Source organism: Caballeronia sp. LZ016, assembly GCF_031450805.1.
Lineage (GTDB): Bacteria > Pseudomonadota > Gammaproteobacteria > Burkholderiales > Burkholderiaceae > Caballeronia.
In genome coordinates, this window is record NZ_JARTVY010000001.1 from 1,647,821 (window position 1) to 1,667,332 (window position 19,512).

Below are 19,512 nucleotides of genomic sequence, written 5' to 3' on the forward strand. Positions count from 1 at the left end.
CCGGCCGGTTCTTCTGGAGACCAGTATGTTCAAGCAAGCACTTTCTACCATCGTCGCGTTCGCGCTGACGCTTTCCATCGGTTCGGCGTTCGCGGCGGTCGATGTCAACACCGCCAACACCGATGCGCTGCGCGGCATCAAGGGCATCGGCCCGGCGAAGGCGAAAGCGATTCTCGATGAACGGCAGGCGCACGGCCCGTTCAAGGACGCGGCCGACCTCAGCGCGCGCGTGAAGGGCATGGGCGGCAAGACGGTGCAGCGTCTGGAGGCGGAGGGCCTGAGCATCGGCAACGCGCCGAAGACCGCTGCCGCAAGCGCGGGCGGCGCCAATCACGTCAGCGCGACGCCGGTGGCGTCGTCGGCGGGTTCGAAGCCTGTCGTCGTGAAGAAGTAAGCAGCGCGGCGTCCCGGCGGAGCCTCGCCGCCGGTGCGCTCCATTGATCACGCTCCTTCAGCCTTCGGATGTTTTGGGCTCCCCGCGGTCTGCCTCGCCGCGGGTTTTTGCCTGTGCGCGAGGAAGCCATTGGCCTATGAGGGGCGCGACGCATCTGAAAGAGCGGTGGGCTACAATCGATTCATTCCCACATCACAATCCCCGGACGCGGTCCCTGCGTTCGCCGCGGGATTCGACATCCGGTCCGTTTATGGCTTACATGACTATCGAAGACACGATCGGCAACACGCCGCTCGTGCAACTCGTCCGCGTCGTGGACGATGAAATCCGCAGCCGCAACAACGTCGTGCTGGGCAAGCTCGAGGGCAACAACCCGGCGGGGTCGGTGAAAGACCGGCCAGCCTTGTCGATGATCAGGAAAGCTGAAGAGCGCGGCCGCATCAGGCCGGGCGATACGCTGATCGAAGCGACGAGCGGCAACACGGGCATCGCGCTCGCGATGGCCGCCGCCTTGCGCGGCTACAAGATGGTGCTGATCATGCCGGAAGATCTGTCGATCGAACGCCGTCAAAGCATGGGCGCGTACGGCGCGCAGATCATTCTGACGCCGGTGACGGGCGGCATGGAATACGCCCGCGATCTCGCCGACCAGATGCAGCGCGACGGCAAGGGCATCATTCTCGACCAGTTCGCGAATCCCGATAATCCGCTCGCGCACTACGAGACCACCGGTCCCGAACTCTGGCAGCAGACCGAAGGCCGCATCACGCATTTCGTCTCGTCGATGGGCACGACGGGCACGATCATGGGCGTGTCGAAGTATCTGAAAGAGAAGAACGAGAAAATCGAGATTGTCGGGGCGCAGCCGGAGGAAGGATCGCGCATTCCGGGCATCCGCAAGTGGCCGGAAGCGTACATGCCGAAGATCTTCGATCGCGCGCGCGTGGACCGCACCGAAAGCGTGAGCCAGGCCGCGTCGGAAGCGATGGCACGCCGGCTCGCATCGGTCGAAGGCATCTTCGCCGGCATCTCGTCGGGCGGCGCGTGCGAAGTAGCGCTGCGCGTGGCGCGTCAGGTCGAGAACTCGACCATCGTGTTCGTCGTGTGCGACCGTGGTGATCGTTATTTGTCGACGGGCGTTTTCCCGGCCTGACCGATGACGCGCGGACGAACCGCGCGTCGCATCTGCGCTTACTGGCCGGCGCTCGTCGCCGCCATGCGCGCCTTGACCGCCTCGCCGAGCTGATACACCGCGAGCGCATAGAAGAAGCTGCGGTTATAGCGCGTGAGCACATAAAAGTTCTTGAGGCCGAGCGTGTACTCGGTTGCGCGGCCGGGCGTCGGCAGATCGACGACCGTCAGCGGCGTCGCCGCTTCTGCCGCGACATTCAACCCCGGCTCGGCCATCAGCATGCCGGCCTTGGTCAACTGCGCGAGCGACCAGTGAGGCTCCGCCTGCCCGTCGGCGGCGGCCTGCGCGATGCCCTGACTGCCTTCGTCGCCCGCAATGCGCCAGACCACCGGGCGGCCCGGTTCCCAGCCGTTCTGCTTCAGATAATTCGCGACACTGCCGATCGCATCGGCCTGGCTCGTGCGCAGATCGATGCGGCTGTTGCCGTCGAAATCGACCGCGTATTGCACGATGCTGCTCGGCAGAAACTGCGGAATGCCGATTGCGCCGGTGTACGAGCCGAGCACGGTGGTCGGATCGATCTGCGAATCGCGGGTCCACACGAGCAGGTCTTCGAGATTCTTGCGGAACGTCGCCTGACGCTCGAGCCGGTTCGGCGTGTTCGGATAATCGAATGTGAGCGTGGTGAGGGCATCGAGCGCGCGGAAGTTGCCCATGTATCGCCCATAGATGGTTTCCACGCCGATGATCCCGACGATCACCTCGGGCGGCACGCCGAACTGCGCGGACGCGCGCTGCAGCGTCGCCTGATTCGCGCGCCAGAATTTCACGCCCGCGTCGATGCGAATGGGCTCGATGAAGCGCGACTGGTACACGCGCCAGTTCTTCGTCGAGGGCGTGGGCGACGGCAGCACGAGCTTCACGGCCGTCGCGGAATAGCTGACGTGATTGAACAGGTCGTGCAGCTTCGCGGCATCGAAGTCGTAACGCGCGACCATGTCGTTGATGAAGGCATCGACATTCGCGTTGTTCGCATAACGCTGCGGCACGATCTCTTCTTCGAACACTTGCCCTTGCGCGGCGCTTTGCGGCTGCTGCGACTGCGCGACGGCACTGTTGCCGGACATCACGCCGATCGCGCAAAAGAGGGATGCGATGAACGTGCGCGTCAGCGGCCTGAAGGTGGAGTCGAGCGGGGCAAACTGAAAAGTCATAGTGTGCGTGATGAGGCGATATGGGGCGATGCCGGATGTTCGAGCGCGCTTTATGCGACGCGTCGCCGTTCTTAATAGAAGGATTCTCAACCGAACGCAACGTCCTGCGACGAACCATCGACGATGCTTGCCAGTCGAGGCGTCGGGGCAGTATAACCGACGCCCCACGCGCGCAAGGCCGATGCCCGCCCCGGAGGCGGCCGTTCGGAACGGTGTGGTAACTTAACGCCAAATACGCGGCGCGGGAATCGCGTATGACGAAAAAACACGAGACGAGAGCCGACGACAACGGCACTGCGAGACATCATGGCCACCGGCTTCTATACCCATCCCGACTGCCTGCAGCATGACAACGGCCAGTGGCATCCCGAGTGCCCGGCGCGGCTGCAGGCGATCGAAGACCAGCTCATCGCGAGCCGGATCGATTCCCTGATCGAGCGCGAGGAAGCGCCGCTCGCCGAGGAAACCGACCTCGCGCGCGTGCATACGCAGGCGCACATCGATTACATCAAGAGCCGCACGCCCGAGCAGGGACGAAGCGAACTGGATCCGGATACGTCGATGTGTCCGGCGTCCTATCGCGCGGCGTTGCGTGCCGCGGGCGCGGCCATCGCGGCAACCGACGCCGTCATCGAAGGGCGTTACGACAACGCGTTCTGCAGCGTGCGTCCTCCCGGGCATCACGCGGAGCCCGCGCGGGCGATGGGCTTCTGCCTTTTCAACAACGTCGCCATCGCCGCGCGTCATGCGCTCGAAGTGCATGGCCTGCAGCGCGTCGCGGTCATCGATTTCGACGTGCATCACGGCAACGGCACGGAGGCCGCCTTCACCGGCGATTCGCGCGTGCTGATGTGCAGCTTCTTCCAGCATCCGTTCTATCCGTTCAGCGGCGCGGACAATCACGCATCGAACATGGTGAACGTGCCGTTGCCCGCGCGTACGAAGGGCATGGCCGTGCGCGAAGTCGTCGATCTGGTGTGGTTGCCGCGGCTGAACGAATTCAAGCCGCAGATGCTGTTCGTCTCCGCCGGCTTCGACGCCCATCGCGAGGACGATCTCGGCAACATGGGCCTCGTCGAAGACGACTACGCGTGGATCACCGAGCAGATTCGCGCCGTGGCGAAGCGGCACGCGCAAGGGCGCATCGTGAGTTGTCTCGAAGGCGGCTACAACCTGTCGGCGCTCGGGCGCAGCGTCGTCGCGCACTTGCGGGCGCTCGCCGAGATTTAAGCGGAGCGGCTGCGCGCATAGTCGGCGCGCACCAGCGTCCAGTCGATCAGCGCGCGGATCACGCGGTCGCGTTCAAGATCGTTGAGCGTCTCGTGATAGCTGCCTTCGTAGATCGCGAGGGTGGCGTCGGTCGAACCGGCGCTGGCTTCGAACTCGCGGCTGCCTGAGGGATCGCAGATGGCGTCGGCGGCGCCGTGAAAGATCAGATAGGGCAATCCGATGTCCGCGCGTTTCGCCGCGATGCGTTCCATCGCAGCAAGAATCTGCGCGGCGGTGCGCGCGGCGATGGGTCCGTGATGCACGAGCGGATCGCGCCGATACGCCTCCACGACGCCCGGCGCACGCGATAACAACGCCGGGTCGATTTCGAACGCGCGCCGGCGCGGCAACACCGTGCCGATGATCCGTCCCAGCTTCGCTTTCCAGCGCGGCATTTCCTTGCCCGGCCGCAGCGCGGGGCTCGACAGGATCATGCCCGCGAGCTTCCCATCCTGTGCGCGTTCTGCTGCGTATAAAGCCGCGATGGCGCCGCCCATGCTGTGGCCCATCAGGAAGAGCGGCGTATCGGCGGGCGGCGTGGCGGCGCATGCTTCCAGCAGCACGGCGGCATCGCTCAGATAGTCGTTGAAGACGCGGACGAACGCGCGCTCACCCGACGACTTGCCATGACCGCGCAAGTCGAGCGCGATCACTTCGATGCCCGCCGCATTCAACGTCTGCGCGAGCGCGTCATAACGCCCCGCATGTTCGCCCAACCCGTGCAGCAACGCGATGCGCGCCTGCGGCTCCTTCGGCGGCGCCGGTTGCCAGCGGTGCAAAAACAGATCGACGCCTTGCCGCGTCGTAATGGTGCTCGTCGAATAGACGTTTCTTGCCATGAGCGGTCAAATATCCAGCAGTAATTAGTCGATCGGAATTCATTATTAAACAGAATGATGCCCGTCCTGTAAAATCGCTTCTCTCATAAAACAGCAGAAAACCAGCGGCGGCCGGCTGCGCGGGTGCGTTCACCCGGCGAAGCCCTCCGCCGTTTGCCTTTTCATGACCGGCGCATGATCGAAATACGTAACCTCTCGCAGCGCTTTGCGGGACCCCGGGGCTGGGTCGAAGCGCTGCATAACGTCAATCTGACGATACCCGCCAGCGAAATCTTCGGCATCATCGGGCGCAGCGGGGCGGGCAAGAGCACGCTGGTGCGCACCATCAACCTGCTGACCCGGCCAAGCGAAGGCAGCGTCGTGGTCGACGGGCGCGATCTCACCACGCTCGGCAAGGACGACCTGCGCGCCGCGCGCCGCGACATCGGCATGATCTTTCAGCACTTCAATTTGCTGTCGTCGCGCACGGTGTTCGGCAACGTCGCGCTGCCGCTCGAACTCGCCGGCATGAAGCGCGCGGAAATCGAAGAGACGGTTCTGCCGCTGCTCGAACTCGTCGGCCTCACGCAGCACAAGGACAAATATCCCGCGCAGATCAGCGGCGGCCAGAAGCAGCGCGTGGGCATTGCGCGGGCGCTCGCGAGCAAGCCGAGCGTGCTGCTCTCCGACGAAGCCACGTCGGCGCTCGATCCGGAAACGACGCGCGCGATTCTCGACCTGCTGCGCAAGATCAATCGCGAGCTGGGCCTGACCATCGTGCTGATCACGCACCAGATGGAAGTCATCAAGCAGGTCTGCGATCGCGTGGCCGTGCTCGATGCGGGGCGCGTCGTCGAAGAAGGCAAGGTGGTCGATGTCTTCATGCAGCCGCGTCATGAGGTCACGCGCGCGCTGATCGGCGATGTCATCGCGCACGAGTTGCCGCCGGCCCTGAAGGCGCGCGTTGCCGAGCGTCTTTCGACCGGCAGCGGGCATTTGCTGAGACTCGCTTTCACGGGTTCCGGCGTCGATCAGCCGATTCTCTCGGAGACGATTCGCCGCTACGAACTCGATTTCAACATCCTGCATGGCCAGATCGACGAGATTCAAGGCCAGGCGTTCGGCTCGCTCGCGGTGCTCGCGGGCGGACAGCCGGTGAAGGTCGCGGAAGCGATCGCCTTTTTGCGCGCACAAGGCGTCGTGGTGGAGGAGCTTTCCCATGTTGAGTGAAATGTTCGACATGTTCGTGCAGTCGTTCTGGGAGACGCTGGTCATGGTCGGCATCTCGGGACTCATCGGCGCGGCGCTCGGCCTGCCGCTCGGCGTGCTGCTCTACCTGACCGACCGCGACGGCGTGCTGCAGAACATCGGCGTGAATCGCGTACTCGGCGGCGTCGTGAATGCGGTGCGCTCCACGCCGTTCATCATCCTGCTCGTCGCGGTGATTCCGTTCACGCGGCTCGTTGTCGGTTCGTCGATCGGCACGGCGGCGGCGGTCGTGCCGCTTACCATCGCTTCGGCGCCGTTCATCGCGCGCCTCGTCGAAACGGCGCTGCGCGAAGTGGATCGCGGCCTGATCGAAGCCGCCCAGGCGATGGGCGCGACCACGAGCCAGATCGTGTTCAAGGTGCTGCTGCCGGAATCGCTGCCGGGCGTCGTCGCGGGGCTGACGATCACGTTCGTGTCGCTCGTCGGCTATTCGGCGATGGCGGGCGCGATTGGCGGCGGCGGTCTCGGCGATCTCGGCATCCGCTACGGCTATCAACGCTTCCTGCCTGAAGTGATGCTCACGGTCGTCGTGATCCTCATCGTGTTCGTGCAGCTCGTGCAGTCGTTCGGCGACTGGCTCGTGCGCCGTCTGAGCCATAAATAACTCCATCGAAAAGAAAGGTCAGCAGATGCAACGTCGATTCATTCTGAAGTTCGTAGCCGCCCTGGGTGCGGCGTCGCTGTTCGGCGCAGCGCATGCCGATGACAACGCGATCAAGGTCGGCGTGACGGGCGGCCCGCACGCGCAGGTGATGGAAGTGGTGAAGCAGGTCGCCGCGAAGAACGGGCTGAAGATCACGGTTATCGAGTTCTCCGACTACGTGCAGCCGAACGCCGCGCTCGCCGCCGGCGATCTCGACGCGAACAGCTATCAGCATCAGCCGTATCTGGATGCGCAGGTGCGCGATCGAGGCTACAAGCTCATCAAGGTGGCCGATACGGTCACGTTCCCGATGGGCATTTATTCGAAGAAGCTCAAGTCGCTCGGCCAGTTGCCGAACGGCGCGCGCATCGCGGTGCCGAACGATCCGACCAACGGCGGCCGCGCGTTGCTGCTGCTGCAGAAGCAGGGGCTGCTCAAGCTGCGCGCCGACGCGGGGCTGAAGGCGACGCCGCTGGATATCGTCGACAACCCGAAGAAGCTGAAGATCGTCGAACTGGACGCCGCGCAGATTCCGCGCTCGCTCGCCGACGTCGATGCCGCCGCGATCAACACCAACTTCGCAATGGAAGCGGGCCTGAAGCCGAAGTCCGATGCAATCGCCATCGAAGATCCGCACGGTCCGTACGCGAACATCATCGCAATTCGCGCGGCCGACAAGGACAGGCCGTGGGTCGGCAAGCTCGTCGCGGCGTATCACTCGCCCGAAGTGAAACAGTTCATCGAAGGCAAGTATGCAGGCGCGGTGATCGCTGCCTGGTAAGTCTTCGCGACGGTCGTTCGGGTTTTCTGGGATGTTAATCGAACGACCGTTCTATAAAATCGGGCACAAAGCTCGGAAACCTACATCCAATCTGATGCACGCTGACCCGGCCCGCCCGACTGGAGGGGGAAATCGCGATCGTGTCGCTCGTATAATGAGCTTGGGTTGACGTAATCGTAACTTTGGAGCGTGTGCATGAAAATTCTGGTGCCAGTCAAGCGCGTGGTCGACTACAACGTCAAGGTGCGCGTGAGGTCGGACAACACGGGCGTCGAAATCGCCAACGTGAAGATGTCGATGAATCCGTTCGATGAAATCGCCGTGGAAGAGGCGGTCCGTCTGAAGGAAGCAGGCGTGGCGACGGAAGTGATCGCCGTGTCGTGCGGCGTGACGCAGTCGCAGGAAACGCTGCGCACGGCGCTTGCCATCGGCGCGGATCGCGCCATTCTCGTCGAATCCACCGAAGACCTGCAGCCGCTCGCGGTGGCGAAGATTCTGAAGGCATTGGTCGATCAGGAAAAGCCTGAACTCGTCATTCTGGGCAAGCAGGCCATCGACGACGATTCGAATCAGACCGGCCAGATGCTCGCTGCACTCGCGGGCCTGCCGCAAGCGACGTTCGCATCGAAGGTGACGATCGCCGACGGCAAGGCCACGGTTGCGCGTGAAGTCGATGGCGGCGCGGAAACGCTGTCGCTGAAGCTGCCGGCCGTCGTCACGACGGACCTGCGTCTGAACGAGCCGCGTTATGTGACGCTGCCGAACATCATGAAGGCGAAGAAGAAGCCGCTGACGACGGTGAAGCCCGCCGATCTGGGCGTGGATGTCACGCCGCGTCTCAAGACGCTGAAGGTCGTGGAGCCGCCGAAGCGCAGCGCGGGCGTCATGGTGCCCGACGTCAATACGCTGGTTCAGAAGCTGAAGAATGAAGCGAAGGTGATCTGATGACGACTCTCGTAATTGCGGAACACGACAACACGTCGATCAAATCGGCGACGTTGAACACGGTCGCGGCAGCGGCCAAGATTGGCGGCGACGTGCATGTGCTCGTCGCGGGTTCGAACGCGCAAGGCGCGGCGGACGCAGCGGCGAAGATCGCGGGCGTGTCGAAGGTGCTGCTCGCCGATGCGCCTCAACTGGCAGAGGGCCTGGCCGAGAACGTCGAAGGCACGGTGCTCAACATCGCGAAGGATTACTCGCACATCGTCGCCCCGGCTACGGCCTACGGCAAGAACATCGCTCCGCGCATCGCAGCGCATCTGGATGTCGCACAGATCAGCGACATCACCGCTGTCGTCAGCGCCGATACCTTCGAGCGCCCGATCTACGCGGGCAACGCAATCGCGACGGTGCAGTCGACCGATCCTATCAAGGTCATCACCGTACGCGGCACGGGCTTCGACGCGGTCGCGGCGGAAGGCGGCAATGCGTCGGTCGAAAAGATCGAAGCCGCGGCCGATGCGGGCGTCTCGCAGTTCGTGAGCCGCGAAATCACGAAGCTGGATCGCCCGGAGCTGACGAGCGCGCAGACCATCGTGTCGGGCGGCCGGGGTCTCGGCAGCGGCGAGAACTACACGCACGTGCTCGAGCCGCTCGCGGACAAGCTCGGCGCGGCGCTGGGCGCATCGCGTGCAGCTGTCGATGCGGGCTATGTGCCGAACGATTATCAAGTGGGTCAGACGGGCAAGATCGTCGCGCCGCAGTTGTACGTGGCGGTCGGCATTTCGGGCGCGATCCAGCACCTGGCCGGCATGAAAGATTCGAAGGTGATCGTCGCGATCAACAAGGACGCCGAAGCGCCCATCTTTAGCGTGGCCGATTACGGTCTCGTCGGAGATCTGTTCTCGGTCGTGCCGGAGCTGGTCAAGGAACTCGGCTAAAGCGCGGCGGCCATCGCTGCCGATGAGCGAAAGGGCGCGACGACCGTTGCGCCCTTTTTTGTATCCGCTGGACGAGAGAAGCATCACAGGAGGAGACACGACAATGAGCTATCGCGCCCCCGTCAAGGACATGCTGTTCGTGATGAAGGAGTTGGCGGACCTGGACAGCATCGCCGCGTTGCCCGGCTTCGAAGACGGCAACTTCGACACCGCGCAGGCCGTTCTCGAAGAAGCCGCGCGATTCTGCGGCGAAGTGATCGCCCCGCTGAACGTCGCGGGCGACCGCGACCCGAGCGCATGGTCGAACGGCGAAGTGCGGACGACGCCGGGCTTCAGGGACGCGTTTCGCCAGTTCGGGGAAGGCGGCTGGCAAGGCGTCGTGCATCCGTCGGAGTTCGGCGGACAGAATCTGCCGAAGCTGATCGCAACGGCGTGCATGGAAATGCTGAACTCGGCGAATCTCTCGTTCGCGCTATGCCCGTTGCTGACCGATGGCGCCATCGAAGCGCTGCTGACGGCCGGCACCGACGAACAGAAGGCGCGCTATCTGCCGAAGTTCATTGCAGGCGTCTGGACCGGCACGATGAATCTTACCGAGCCGCAGGCGGGCTCGGATCTCGCCCTGGTGCGTACGCGCGCCGAACCGCAGGGCGACGGCACGTACAAGCTCTTCGGCACGAAGATATTCATCACCTACGGCGAGCACGACATGGCGGAGAACATCGTGCATCTCGTGCTCGCGCGCACGCCGGATGCGCCCGAAGGCGTGAAGGGCATCTCCCTTTTCATCGTGCCCAAATTCATGGTGAATGACGACGAAACGCTCGGCGCGCGCAACGACGTTCATTGCGTGTCGATCGAGCACAAGCTCGGCATCAAGGCGAGCCCGACGGCGGTCTTGCAGTTCGGCGATCACGGCGGCGCGACCGGTTATCTGATCGGCGAGGAGAATCGCGGGCTCGAGTACATGTTCATCATGATGAACGCGGCGCGCTTCGCAGTCGGGATGCAGGGCGTCGGCGTATCGGAGCGGGCGTACCAGCAGGCGGTCGCGTACGCGAAAGAACGCGTGCAGAGCCGTCCCGTCGATGGCAGCGCGAAGGAAGCGGTGACGATCATCCATCACCCCGACGTGCGCCGCATGCTCGCGACGATGCGCGCCTACACCGAGGGCACGCGCGCGCTCGCGTATGTCGCCGCCGCGCACAGCGATGTCGCGCACGCGCATCCGGACGAAGCGCAGCGCAAGAAGCACCAGGCGGTGTACGAATTTCTCGTGCCGATCGTCAAAGGCTTTAGCACCGAGGTTTCCGTCGATGTCGCGAGCATCGGCGTGCAGGTTCACGGCGGCATGGGCTTTATCGAGGAGACAGGCGCGGCGCAGTACTACCGCGATGCGCGCATCCTGCCGATCTACGAAGGCACGACCGCGATCCAAGCGAACGATCTGATCGGCCGCAAGACCGTGCGCGATGGCGGCGCGGCGGCGCAACTGCTGCTTGCGCACATCGACCAGACCATCGCCGCGCTCGCGGAAGTGGAGGGCCAGCCGTTCAGGTCGATGCATCGGCATCTGAGCGCGGGCGCATTGTCACTCGGGCGGTCGGTCGAATTCATCGTCGCGAAGTTCAAGAGCGACCCGAACGCGGTGTTTCTCGGCAGCGTGCCGTATCTGCGGCTGGCGGGGATTGTCTTGTGCGGCTGGCAGATGGCGCGCGCGATGCTGGTTTCTCACGCGAGGCGCGCAGACGACGAGTCGTTCCACACGGCGAAGATCGCGACGGCGCAGTTCTACGCGGAGCACGTTCTGTCGCTTGCACCGGGGCTCGAAGCCGCCATCATCAGCGCGAACGGTAGCGAAGGCGTGCTCGCGCTGAACGAAGATCAGTTCTGAAACGACAACGGCGCCTTTCTTTCGAGAGGCGCCGTTGAGTGGTCAGACTTTGGCGTAAGCCGGACGCGTATTCACGCCGACATCGCCCAGGTAACGATGCACCGACAGGTCGTCCGAGCGGATCGCCGGCTGCTTGCCGGACATCAGATCGGCGAGCAGCTGGCCGGAGCCGCACGACATCGTCCAGCCGAGCGTGCCGTGCCCGGTGTTCAGGAACAGGTTCGGCACCGGCGTGCGTCCGACGATCGGCGTGCCGTCCGGCGTCATCGGGCGCAGGCCGGTCCAGAACGTGGCGCTCGTGGTATCGCCGCCGCCGGGAAACAGGTCGTTCACGCACATTTCCAGCGTCTCGCGGCGCGCCATCTTCAGCGTCTTGTCGTAGCCGACGATTTCCGCCATGCCGCCCACGCGGATGCGGTCGTTGAAGCGCGTGATCGCGATCTTGTACGTCTCGTCCAGCACCGTCGATACCGGCGCGCGGTTCGCATCGACGATCGGCGCGGTGATCGAATAGCCCTTCAGCGGATAGACCGGAATCTTGACCAGATCGCCCAGCAGCTTCGGTGAGTACGAGCCGAGCGCGACGACGAAGGAATCGCCCGTTACGAGTTCATCGCCGCATTTCACGCCCGCGATGCGGCCGTTGCTGACGGCGAGCCCGTCGATCGGCGTGTTGTAGCGGAACTTGACGCCGAGCGATTCGGCCATCGCGGCGAGGCGCGTGGTGAACATCTGGCAGTCGCCGGTTTCGTCGTTCGGCAGCCGCAGGCCGCCCGTCAGCTTGTGCGATACCGCGGCCAGCGCCGGTTCCGCCTTCGCCAGTTCAGCCGAGGACAACAGTTCGAACGGCACGTTGGCATCTTTCAGCACGCCGATGTCCTTCGCTGCGCCGTCCAGTTGTTGTTGCGTGCGGAACAGCTGCAGCGTGCCGCCCGTGCGGCCTTCGTACTGGATGCCGGTGTCGGCGCGCAGCGCCTGCAAGCAATCGCGGCTGTATTCGGCGAGGCGCACCATGCGGCCCTTGTTTACCGTGTAGCGATCCTGCGTGCAGTTGCGCAGCATCTGCCACATCCACTGCAGCTGGTTCATCGTGCCGTCGAGGCGGATCGCGAGCGGCGCGTGCTTTTCGAACATCCATTTCACCGCCTTGAGCGGCACGCCCGGCGCGGCCCAGGGCGATGCGTATCCCGGTGAAATCTGCCCCGCGTTGGCGAAACTGGTTTCGAGAGCAGGGCCGGATTCGCGGTCGATGACCGTGACTTCGTGCCCGGCGCGAGCCAGATAGTAAGCACTGGTCACACCGACTACGCCGCTTCCGAGAATAACGATACGCATGAGATCTCCGCTTTTTCGATCCGTCCGGACAGCGTAGCGCGCATGTTCTGCGGCGGGTTGTCCGTCTAGTGTATCGCCTATACTAAGAAGATCGAGCCAGTTTTAGTTATTGTATTTGGTGGATTTTCAGGAAATAAGCAATGAGAACGCAGCGAAATCCGGTCCGGGCGCTCGACAAGCTGGACCACAAGATCTTGAACATCCTCCAGCAGGACGGGCGCATCGCGATGAAGGATCTCGCGGAGCGCGTCGGGCTTTCGGTCACGCCGTGTATCGAACGGGTGAAGCGCATGGAGCGCGACGGCGTCATCACCGGCTACTACGCGCGCGTGAACCCGACGCAGCTCGGCGCAGCGCTGCTCGTTTTCGTCGAAATCACGCTCGATCACAAGAGCGGCAACATGTTCGAGCAGTTTCGCCGCGAGGTGCAGCGCATTCCCGAGGTGCTCGAATGTCATCTGGTTTCAGGCGATTTCGACTATCTGATCAAGGCGCGCATCGGCGAGATGGCCGATTACCGGAAGCTGCTCGGCGACATCCTTCTGCAACTGCCGGGGGCGGTGCAATCGAAGAGCTATGTCGTGATGGAAGAGATCAAGGAAACGCTGACGATTCCCGTCGATGTGTGAAATTTCCGCTTGCGGCGATGCGTTGATACTGTATATTTATACAGGTATTATCGACGACGAGCCATCACCGCAATGCCAGCGCCGGACCGCGAATTTCCCGTTGCACCACCTTCGCCGCTCAAGGGGCGAGGCGCGGTCACGAACATTCAGGGGCGGTATGAGCGGGACGAACGCGAGTCCGTCGATGACGGCTGGGTGCATGAATCGGCGGAAGAGGAAGGCGCGCCCGTGTTGCGCACGCAAGTCTTCGAGGAGCGCGCGAAGAGCATCCTCACGCGCAACAACTCGCCGGACATTCCTTTCACGGTCTCGCTGAATCCGTACCGCGGTTGCGAGCACGGCTGTATCTATTGCTTCGCGCGGCCGACGCACAGCTATCTCGGCATGTCGCCGGGGCTCGATTTCGAAAGCCGCATCTATGCGAAGGTCAATGCGGGCGAGTTGCTGGAACGCGAGCTCGCAAAGCCGAACTATCAGCCCGATCCCATCGCGCTGGGCGTCAATACCGACGCGTATCAGCCGGTCGAGCGCGAACTCCGGCTGACGCGGCGCGTGACCGAATTGCTGCACGACTGCGGGCACCCTTTCGCGGCGATCACGAAGTCATCGCTGATCGAGCGGGACATCGACTTGCTCGCGCCGATGGCCGGGCGCGGACAGTTCATGGCCGCGATCACCGTCACCACGCTCGATGCCGACATCGCCCGCACGCTGGAACCGCGCGCGGCCACGCCGTCGCGCCGGCTGCGCACCATCCGCACGCTTGCGGACGCCGGGATTCCCGTGGGTGTGAGCATTGCGCCGGTCATTCCGTTCGTCACCGAGCCGGATCTCGAGCGCGTGCTCGAAGCCTGCGCGGAGGCGGGCGCGACGACGGCGAGCTACATCGTGCTGCGCTTGCCGTGGGAGGTCGCACCGCTTTTCAAGGATTGGCTGACGGCGCACTTTCCGGCGCGCGCGGACCGCGTGATGAGCCGCGTGCGCGACATGCGCGGCGGGAAAGACTACGACTCGGACTTCGCCACGCGCATGAAGGGCGAAGGCTTATGGGCGGACATGCTCAAGCAGCGCTTTCATCGGGCGACGAAGCGGCTCGGGCTGAATCAGCGCAATCGCGGCATTCTGGATATGTCGGATTTCAAGCGGCCTGCGTTGACCAGTACGCCGCCGCGCACGGGCCAGCTCGATCTGTTCTGAACGCCGCGATGACTGCTTTACTGCGACAGCGCCTTGGCGGCTTCGACCTGACCTTCGAAGTAGGTCTGGAACGTGAGCGCGAGTCCCGTCATCAGCAGAAAGGCGCCGATCAGTAACGAAAAGATCACGACGAAGATCACGGTCCAGCCGGAATCGCTCTGGCGGTTCGTGTGCGCGTTGAACTGGGCGTCCCATTTGGCGTCGGGCCGCAGTCCGTACACGATCGCCGAAAGAAACGCCGCCAGCAACGAAACCGCGCCGGGCAACGCCAGCGCCCAGCCGAGCACGGAGGTGCGTTCGCTCGCCGCAAGCATCAGGTAGCCGAACGCGCCCATCACAATTCCGACGATATGGGCCCAGCCGTACCTGTCGCGCATTCCATACAGATAGAAGCGGTGCAAACCAATGCTGCCGAACAGAAACGCGAGCGCCGCGGTGAGCGTCTTCGAGCGAAAGTAGGATGGGACTGGCTTCGGAGCGGAATGCGTGGCGACGGACGGAGAAGTCATCAGCGAAAGCAGTGTTAAGGTGTTGGCGCGCTGTGCGACCGCAGCGCAATCCGGTATTTTACGACGCGGGCGCCAGCGGCAGCACAGCGCTCTCGCCGCGCTTCCAAGCTATCGCGCAGCGGTGGGAATGCATCCTGAGCACGCGCTGCTCGCGAAAAATGCGTTAAGTGTTTGTTCGTGCTTTGGATTCCCGCTATAATCGCGTGTTCTGGTAGTTCCGAACCCCGGTTTTCAAGGATTTCAGCATGGTCATCATCCGTCTGGCTCGTGGCGGCTCGAAGAAGCGCCCGTTCTACAACATCGTCGCAACCGATTCGCGTAGCCGCCGTGACGGCCGCTTCATCGAGCGCGTGGGTTTCTACAACCCGGTCGCCACGAAGGGCGAATCGCTGCGTATCTCGCAAGACCGCCTGACCTACTGGCAAGGCGTTGGCGCGCAACTGTCGCCGACCGTCGAGCGTCTGGTCAAGCAATCGCAACAAGCTCAGCCGGCTGCTTAAGTCGTCTGATCGATTGAATCGATTGAATCGGTCGAAGCGATTGCGCACGCCGCGAGGCGCGGCTCAGTCGCCGAATCGTTCGAAATTTGCCCAAAGGTCAGCTGATGCCCGCACGTGATCCCCGAAACGGCCACGAGTCCGGCGCCATCAGTCAACCGAAGCCGGGGCAGGAAGAAAGCGCCGCCACGTTCGGTGCGTTTGTCCGCAAGCCGGGCGCGCGCCGCGGGGCGGCCGGCGCTTCTGCTGCAGTCAAGCCGGAAGAGCACGCGGGCAGCATCGAGCCCGTCGAGCAGTTGCCGGACGACGCGGTGGAAGTCGGTTTCATCGCGGATGCCTACGGCCTGAAGGGTTGGGTCAAGGTTACGCCGCATGCGTCGGCCAGTTCTGGCGGCGATGCACTGCTTACCGCGAAGCGCTGGTGGCTCGTCAAGAACCGGGATCGCAAGTCTGCGCGCTGTATCCAGTCGAAGGTGCACAGCGATTCCATCGTCGCGCGCCTCTCAGGCTGCGACGACCGCGACGCCGCGCTTGCGCTGAAAGGTCACACGATCCATATCGCCCGCAGCGACTTTCCGAAGCTCGACAACGAAGACGAGTTTTACTGGGTCGACCTGATCGGCATGGCGGTCGAGAACGAGGCGGGCGTCACGCTTGGCCACGTCGCCGACATGATCGACAACGGCGCGCATTCCATCCTGCGGATCGAGTATCCGAGCGAAACAAAGGATGGCAAGCCTGTCACGGGCGAGCGGCTCATTCCGTTCGTCGGCGTGTATGTGAAGACGGTGGATCGGGCGGCGAAGCGCATCATCGTCGACTGGGACGCCGACTATTAATTTGGTGCTCGTTTCGGACACCGGCAGAATACGGAGAGGGCGATGCAGTTCGATGTCGTGACGCTCTTTCCCGAGATGTTTCGCGCACTCACCGACTGGGGTATCACCAGCCGGGCGGTGAAGCAGGCGCGCTTCGGCCTGCGCACGTGGAATCCGCGCGATTTCACCACGGACAACTATCGCACCGTGGACGATCGTCCTTACGGCGGTGGTCCCGGCATGGTCATGCTGGCGCGTCCGCTCGAAGACGCGATCGCGGCGGCGAAAGCGGCGCAGCGTGAGCAGGGCGTCGAAGGCACGCGCGTCGTGATGATGTCCCCGCAAGGCGCGAAGCTGGACCACGACCGCGTCATGCGTTACGCGCAGGAACCCGGCCTCGTGCTGTTGTGCGGCCGGTATGAAGCGATCGACCAGCGTTTGATCGAACGCGTGGTGGATGAAGAAGTCAGTCTCGGCGACTTCGTGCTGTCGGGCGGTGAATTGCCCGCAATGGCGCTGATGGACGCCGTGGTGCGCCATCTTCCCGGCGTGCTGAACGACGCGCAATCGGCGGTGCAGGACAGTTTCGTCGATGTATTGCTCGATTGTCCGCACTACACGCGGCCCGAGGAATACGAAGGCATGCGCGTGCCGGATGTGCTGCTCGGCGGGCATCACAAGGAAATCGACGCCTGGCGCAGGCGCGAAGCACTACGCAATACCTTATTCAAGCGGCCCGATCTGATCGAGCGGGCGCGCAAGCAGAAGATGTTGAGCCGTGCCGATGAAGCGTGGCTCGCAGAACTCGCAAAGGGCGCGTCGAAGTCTGAATAGGCCGACGTGAACGAGCGGGACAAGGGGGCGTCGTGAGAACGGCGCCTGAAGCAAACCCATCCTCTACCGGGGCCTCATCGACAGAAGTGCGAGGCACACAACTCCGGCAAGATGGCACAAGGAGTCAGTAATGAATCTGATTGAACAACTCGAGAAGGAAGAGATCGCACGCGTGCTGGGCGAGAAGACCATCCCCGACTTCGGTCCGGGCGACACGGTCATCGTCAACGTGAACGTCGTCGAAGGTACGCGTAAGCGCGTTCAGGCTTACGAAGGCGTCGTGATCGCAAAGCGCAATCGTGGCCTGAACTCGAATTTCATCGTCCGCAAGATTTCGTCGGGCGAAGGCGTCGAGCGTACGTTCCAGACCTACTCGCCGCTGCTCGCGAGCATCGTCGTGAAGCGCCGCGGTGACGTTCGTCGCGCGAAGCTCTACTACCTGCGCGAGCGTTCGGGCAAGTCGGCTCGAATCAAGGAAAAGCTGGTCTCGAAGGACCGCGCTGCTTCCGCCGCCGAGTAAGTGGCTCAGTAGTTCGCTGGAATTGCTGCACCGGAAAAAGCACCCCTCGCGGGTGCTTTTTTCTTTGATGTGTTCAAATCGTATCTTCGACATTCAGGCTTGAGACCGTGTCCACAGGCAAGACATCGACTCCGCGCATTCTCGAACCCGAACTGATGCCGGTACTTTCCACCGGCGAAAGCATGCCGCCCATTCCGCCTGAGCGCCTGACGCCCGAGGGATTGCGCGCACGCTTTGCAAAGGAACTCGACTGGACGCAAGAGCCGCCCGAGCAGCGCATCAAGGCGATCGGCGGCGACCCGCGCGTGGCCTCCGTGCTCGTGGCGCTCGTGCTGCGCGAAGGCGGGCTGACCGTACTGCTGACTCAGCGCGCGGATCATCTGTCGGACCACGCCGGGCAGATCAGCTTTCCCGGCGGGCGGCGCGAGCCGGAAGACGCGGACGCCGCGGCGACCGCGCTGCGTGAAGCGCGCGAGGAAGTGGGCCTGAGCGGGGAGCATTGTGAAGTGATCGGCGCGATGCCCGACTATTTGACGGGCACCGGCTTTCGCGTGACGCCGGTTGTCGCGCTCGTGTATCCGCCGTTTTCGCTGCAGGCGGATACCCGCGAAGTCGCCGATATCTTCGAAGTGCCGCTTGCGTGGCTCATGAATCCGGCTAATCACGAAGTCCGGGTGTTTCGATGGGAAGGCGGCGAGCGCCGTTTCTTCGCGATGCCCTACACGCCGGCCGAAGGTAAGGCGCCTTACTTCATCTGGGGCGCAACGGCCGGCATGTTGCGCAATTTCTATCGCTTCCTCGCCGCGTGAGCGCGACGGCGCCGGCGGTCACGCGTGATGCGCGCGCGCCACGCGCCCGGTCGTCGTGATAAAGGCGGGAGGCGCTGTGCTATCGTTACGCGAAACTCGAATTAACCGACTGTTTCGACGCCTCGCATGACTTTTTTCTCCGTATTGCTGGCTCTCATCATCGAGCAAGTGCGCGCGCTCACGCCGCACAATCCCGTTTCGGCGCTGCTTCACTATCACGCGGAGTCCACCGCGCATGGCTTCGATGCCGGCAAGCAGAAGCACGGCATCGTCGCGTGGCTCGTCGTCGTGTTGCCGTGGACGCTGGCAGTCGGCCTAGTCTATTACGTGCTGTATCGCATCAACTTCGTTCTGGCCTTTTTGTGGAACGTGGTGGTCGTCTACTTCACGCTCGGCTTTCGCCAGTTCAGCCACTATTTCACCGATATCCACCTCGCCCTGAATAACGACGACGTGCCGCGTGCGCGCGAAGTGCTCGCCGAGTGGACCGGGCTCGACACGATCGACATGCCCGTCAGTGAAATCGTGCGTCATACGCTGGTTCACGCGGTGGTCGCGTCGCACCGGCACGTGTTCGGCGTGTTCTTCTGGTTTCTGATTCCGATCGGCCCGGCAGGCGCGGTGTTCTATCGCATCGCCGAGTATCTGGCGCGCGCGTGGGCGGTGCCGAGCCCCGAGCGCACCGCCGAGTTCTCGTCGTTCGCGCAGCGCGCGTTCTTCTTCATCGACTGGATACCGACGCGTCTGACCGCGATGGGCTTCGCGATCGTCGGCAACTTCGAGGACGCGATCTACGCGTGGCGCAATCATGCGCGCCAGTGGCCCGATGCGAATCAGGGCGTGTTGCTTGCGGCGGGCAGCGGCGCGCTCGGCGCACGCCTCGCGGGACCGCTCGCCGAGCCGTTGAGCGTCGAAGCACTGGCTGTCGGCGATGCAAGCCCGCTGCCCGTCGGCGACGACTGCACGCCACGCACGCTGCAGTCGGCGGTCGGCCTGGTGTGGCGTGCGGTCATCCTGTGGATGTTGCTGCTGCTGATGCTGACCATCGCCGTCTGGCTGGCCTGAGCGAA

Annotated in this window: 21 protein-coding genes; 17 read left to right on the forward strand and 4 right to left on the reverse strand. The window is 63.5% G+C overall.

All coding sequences use genetic code 11. The features are described 5' to 3' along the window. Positions 1–25: 25 nt before the first annotated feature. Both P9220_RS07765 and cysM read left to right on the forward strand, forming a co-directional pair. Complete coding sequence (locus tag P9220_RS07765; RefSeq protein ID WP_309764319.1) at positions 26–394, forward strand: helix-hairpin-helix domain-containing protein; 369 nt, start codon at positions 26–28, stop codon at positions 392–394. A 250-nt stretch (positions 395–644) separates the two neighbouring features. Continuing rightward, positions 645–1,547, forward strand: a complete 903-nt coding sequence (cysM, locus tag P9220_RS07770) for a cysteine synthase CysM (RefSeq protein WP_309764320.1) — start codon at positions 645–647, stop codon at positions 1,545–1,547. Between the two features lie 38 nt (positions 1,548–1,585). Here the strand turns inward: cysM and mltB are convergent, their stop codons facing one another. Further along, positions 1,586–2,740: a lytic murein transglycosylase B gene (gene mltB, locus P9220_RS07775; protein WP_309764321.1), complete on the reverse strand. Its 1,155-nt coding sequence runs from the start codon at positions 2,738–2,740 to the stop codon at positions 1,586–1,588. Between the two features lie 306 nt (positions 2,741–3,046). On the opposite strand from mltB, the gene P9220_RS07780 reads away from it, so the two are divergent. Next, positions 3,047–3,970 carry a histone deacetylase family protein gene (locus P9220_RS07780; protein WP_309764322.1) on the forward strand — a complete coding sequence of 308 codons (924 nt, stop codon included), beginning with the start codon at positions 3,047–3,049 and terminating at the stop codon, positions 3,968–3,970. Here P9220_RS07780 and P9220_RS07785 read toward each other — a convergent pair. After that, positions 3,967–4,848 carry an alpha/beta hydrolase gene (locus P9220_RS07785; RefSeq protein ID WP_309764323.1) on the reverse strand — a complete coding sequence of 294 codons (882 nt, stop codon included), beginning with the start codon at positions 4,846–4,848 and terminating at the stop codon, positions 3,967–3,969. The two genes, P9220_RS07780 and P9220_RS07785, sit on opposite strands and share 4 nt — an antisense overlap. Before the next feature lie 174 nt (positions 4,849–5,022). Between P9220_RS07785 and P9220_RS07790 the strand changes: the two genes are divergently transcribed. From P9220_RS07790 to P9220_RS07815, 6 genes are all read left to right on the forward strand, one after another. Beyond that, positions 5,023–6,057, forward strand: coding sequence for a methionine ABC transporter ATP-binding protein (locus tag P9220_RS07790; protein ID WP_309764324.1), 1,035 nt, complete (start codon positions 5,023–5,025; stop codon positions 6,055–6,057). Continuing rightward, a complete protein-coding gene (locus tag P9220_RS07795) occupies positions 6,047–6,700 on the forward strand; it encodes a methionine ABC transporter permease (protein WP_035959668.1) in 654 nt (217 codons plus the stop codon). Before P9220_RS07790 ends, P9220_RS07795 begins: the two co-directional genes overlap by 11 nt. A 25-nt stretch (positions 6,701–6,725) precedes the next feature. Beyond that, a complete protein-coding gene (locus P9220_RS07800; RefSeq protein WP_309764325.1) occupies positions 6,726–7,520 on the forward strand; it encodes a MetQ/NlpA family ABC transporter substrate-binding protein in 795 nt (264 codons plus the stop codon). A 195-nt stretch (positions 7,521–7,715) separates the two neighbouring features. After that, positions 7,716–8,465: an electron transfer flavoprotein subunit beta/FixA family protein gene (locus tag P9220_RS07805; RefSeq protein WP_309764326.1), complete on the forward strand. Its 750-nt coding sequence runs from the start codon at positions 7,716–7,718 to the stop codon at positions 8,463–8,465. Continuing rightward, positions 8,465–9,400, forward strand: coding sequence for an FAD-binding protein (locus P9220_RS07810; RefSeq protein WP_309764327.1), 936 nt, complete (start codon positions 8,465–8,467; stop codon positions 9,398–9,400). Before P9220_RS07805 ends, P9220_RS07810 begins: the two co-directional genes overlap by 1 nt. Before the next feature lie 103 nt (positions 9,401–9,503). Further along, positions 9,504–11,294, forward strand: a complete 1,791-nt coding sequence (locus tag P9220_RS07815) for an acyl-CoA dehydrogenase (protein ID WP_309764328.1) — start codon at positions 9,504–9,506, stop codon at positions 11,292–11,294. Between the two features lie 42 nt (positions 11,295–11,336). Here P9220_RS07815 and P9220_RS07820 read toward each other — a convergent pair whose 3' ends face one another. Then, positions 11,337–12,629 carry a D-amino acid dehydrogenase gene (locus tag P9220_RS07820; RefSeq protein WP_309764329.1) on the reverse strand — a complete coding sequence of 431 codons (1,293 nt, stop codon included), beginning with the start codon at positions 12,627–12,629 and terminating at the stop codon, positions 11,337–11,339. Positions 12,630–12,769: 140 nt separating this feature from the next. Between P9220_RS07820 and P9220_RS07825 the strand changes: the two genes are divergently transcribed. Both P9220_RS07825 and P9220_RS07830 read left to right on the forward strand, forming a co-directional pair. Then, positions 12,770–13,258 carry an Lrp/AsnC ligand binding domain-containing protein gene (locus P9220_RS07825; protein ID WP_035959661.1) on the forward strand — a complete coding sequence of 163 codons (489 nt, stop codon included), beginning with the start codon at positions 12,770–12,772 and terminating at the stop codon, positions 13,256–13,258. 72 nt (positions 13,259–13,330) lie between these two features. Next, positions 13,331–14,455: a PA0069 family radical SAM protein gene (locus P9220_RS07830; protein WP_309764330.1), complete on the forward strand. Its 1,125-nt coding sequence runs from the start codon at positions 13,331–13,333 to the stop codon at positions 14,453–14,455. Positions 14,456–14,472: 17 nt separating this feature from the next. Here P9220_RS07830 and P9220_RS07835 read toward each other — a convergent pair whose 3' ends face one another. Further along, complete coding sequence (locus P9220_RS07835; RefSeq protein ID WP_309764331.1) at positions 14,473–14,964, reverse strand: NINE protein; 492 nt, start codon at positions 14,962–14,964, stop codon at positions 14,473–14,475. Positions 14,965–15,209: 245 nt separating this feature from the next. On the opposite strand from P9220_RS07835, the gene rpsP reads away from it, so the two are divergent. The 6 genes from rpsP (at position 15,210) to P9220_RS07865 (ending at position 19,507) form a co-directional block, all read left to right on the forward strand. Next, on the forward strand, positions 15,210–15,464 hold the full coding sequence (rpsP, locus tag P9220_RS07840; protein ID WP_035959657.1) for a 30S ribosomal protein S16: 255 nt from the start codon (positions 15,210–15,212) through the stop codon (positions 15,462–15,464). Between the two features lie 104 nt (positions 15,465–15,568). After that, on the forward strand, positions 15,569–16,300 hold the full coding sequence (gene rimM / locus P9220_RS07845) for a ribosome maturation factor RimM (RefSeq protein ID WP_309764332.1): 732 nt from the start codon (positions 15,569–15,571) through the stop codon (positions 16,298–16,300). Positions 16,301–16,342: 42 nt separating this feature from the next. Beyond that, complete coding sequence (trmD, locus tag P9220_RS07850; RefSeq protein ID WP_309764333.1) at positions 16,343–17,113, forward strand: tRNA (guanosine(37)-N1)-methyltransferase TrmD; 771 nt, start codon at positions 16,343–16,345, stop codon at positions 17,111–17,113. 130 nt (positions 17,114–17,243) lie between these two features. After that, positions 17,244–17,633: a 50S ribosomal protein L19 gene (gene rplS / locus P9220_RS07855; protein WP_035959654.1), complete on the forward strand. Its 390-nt coding sequence runs from the start codon at positions 17,244–17,246 to the stop codon at positions 17,631–17,633. 155 nt (positions 17,634–17,788) lie between these two features. After that, positions 17,789–18,442, forward strand: coding sequence for a CoA pyrophosphatase (locus tag P9220_RS07860; protein ID WP_309765421.1), 654 nt, complete (start codon positions 17,789–17,791; stop codon positions 18,440–18,442). 126 nt (positions 18,443–18,568) lie between these two features. Beyond that, on the forward strand, positions 18,569–19,507 hold the full coding sequence (locus P9220_RS07865; protein WP_309764334.1) for a CobD/CbiB family protein: 939 nt from the start codon (positions 18,569–18,571) through the stop codon (positions 19,505–19,507). Positions 19,508–19,512: the final 5 nt, after the last annotated feature.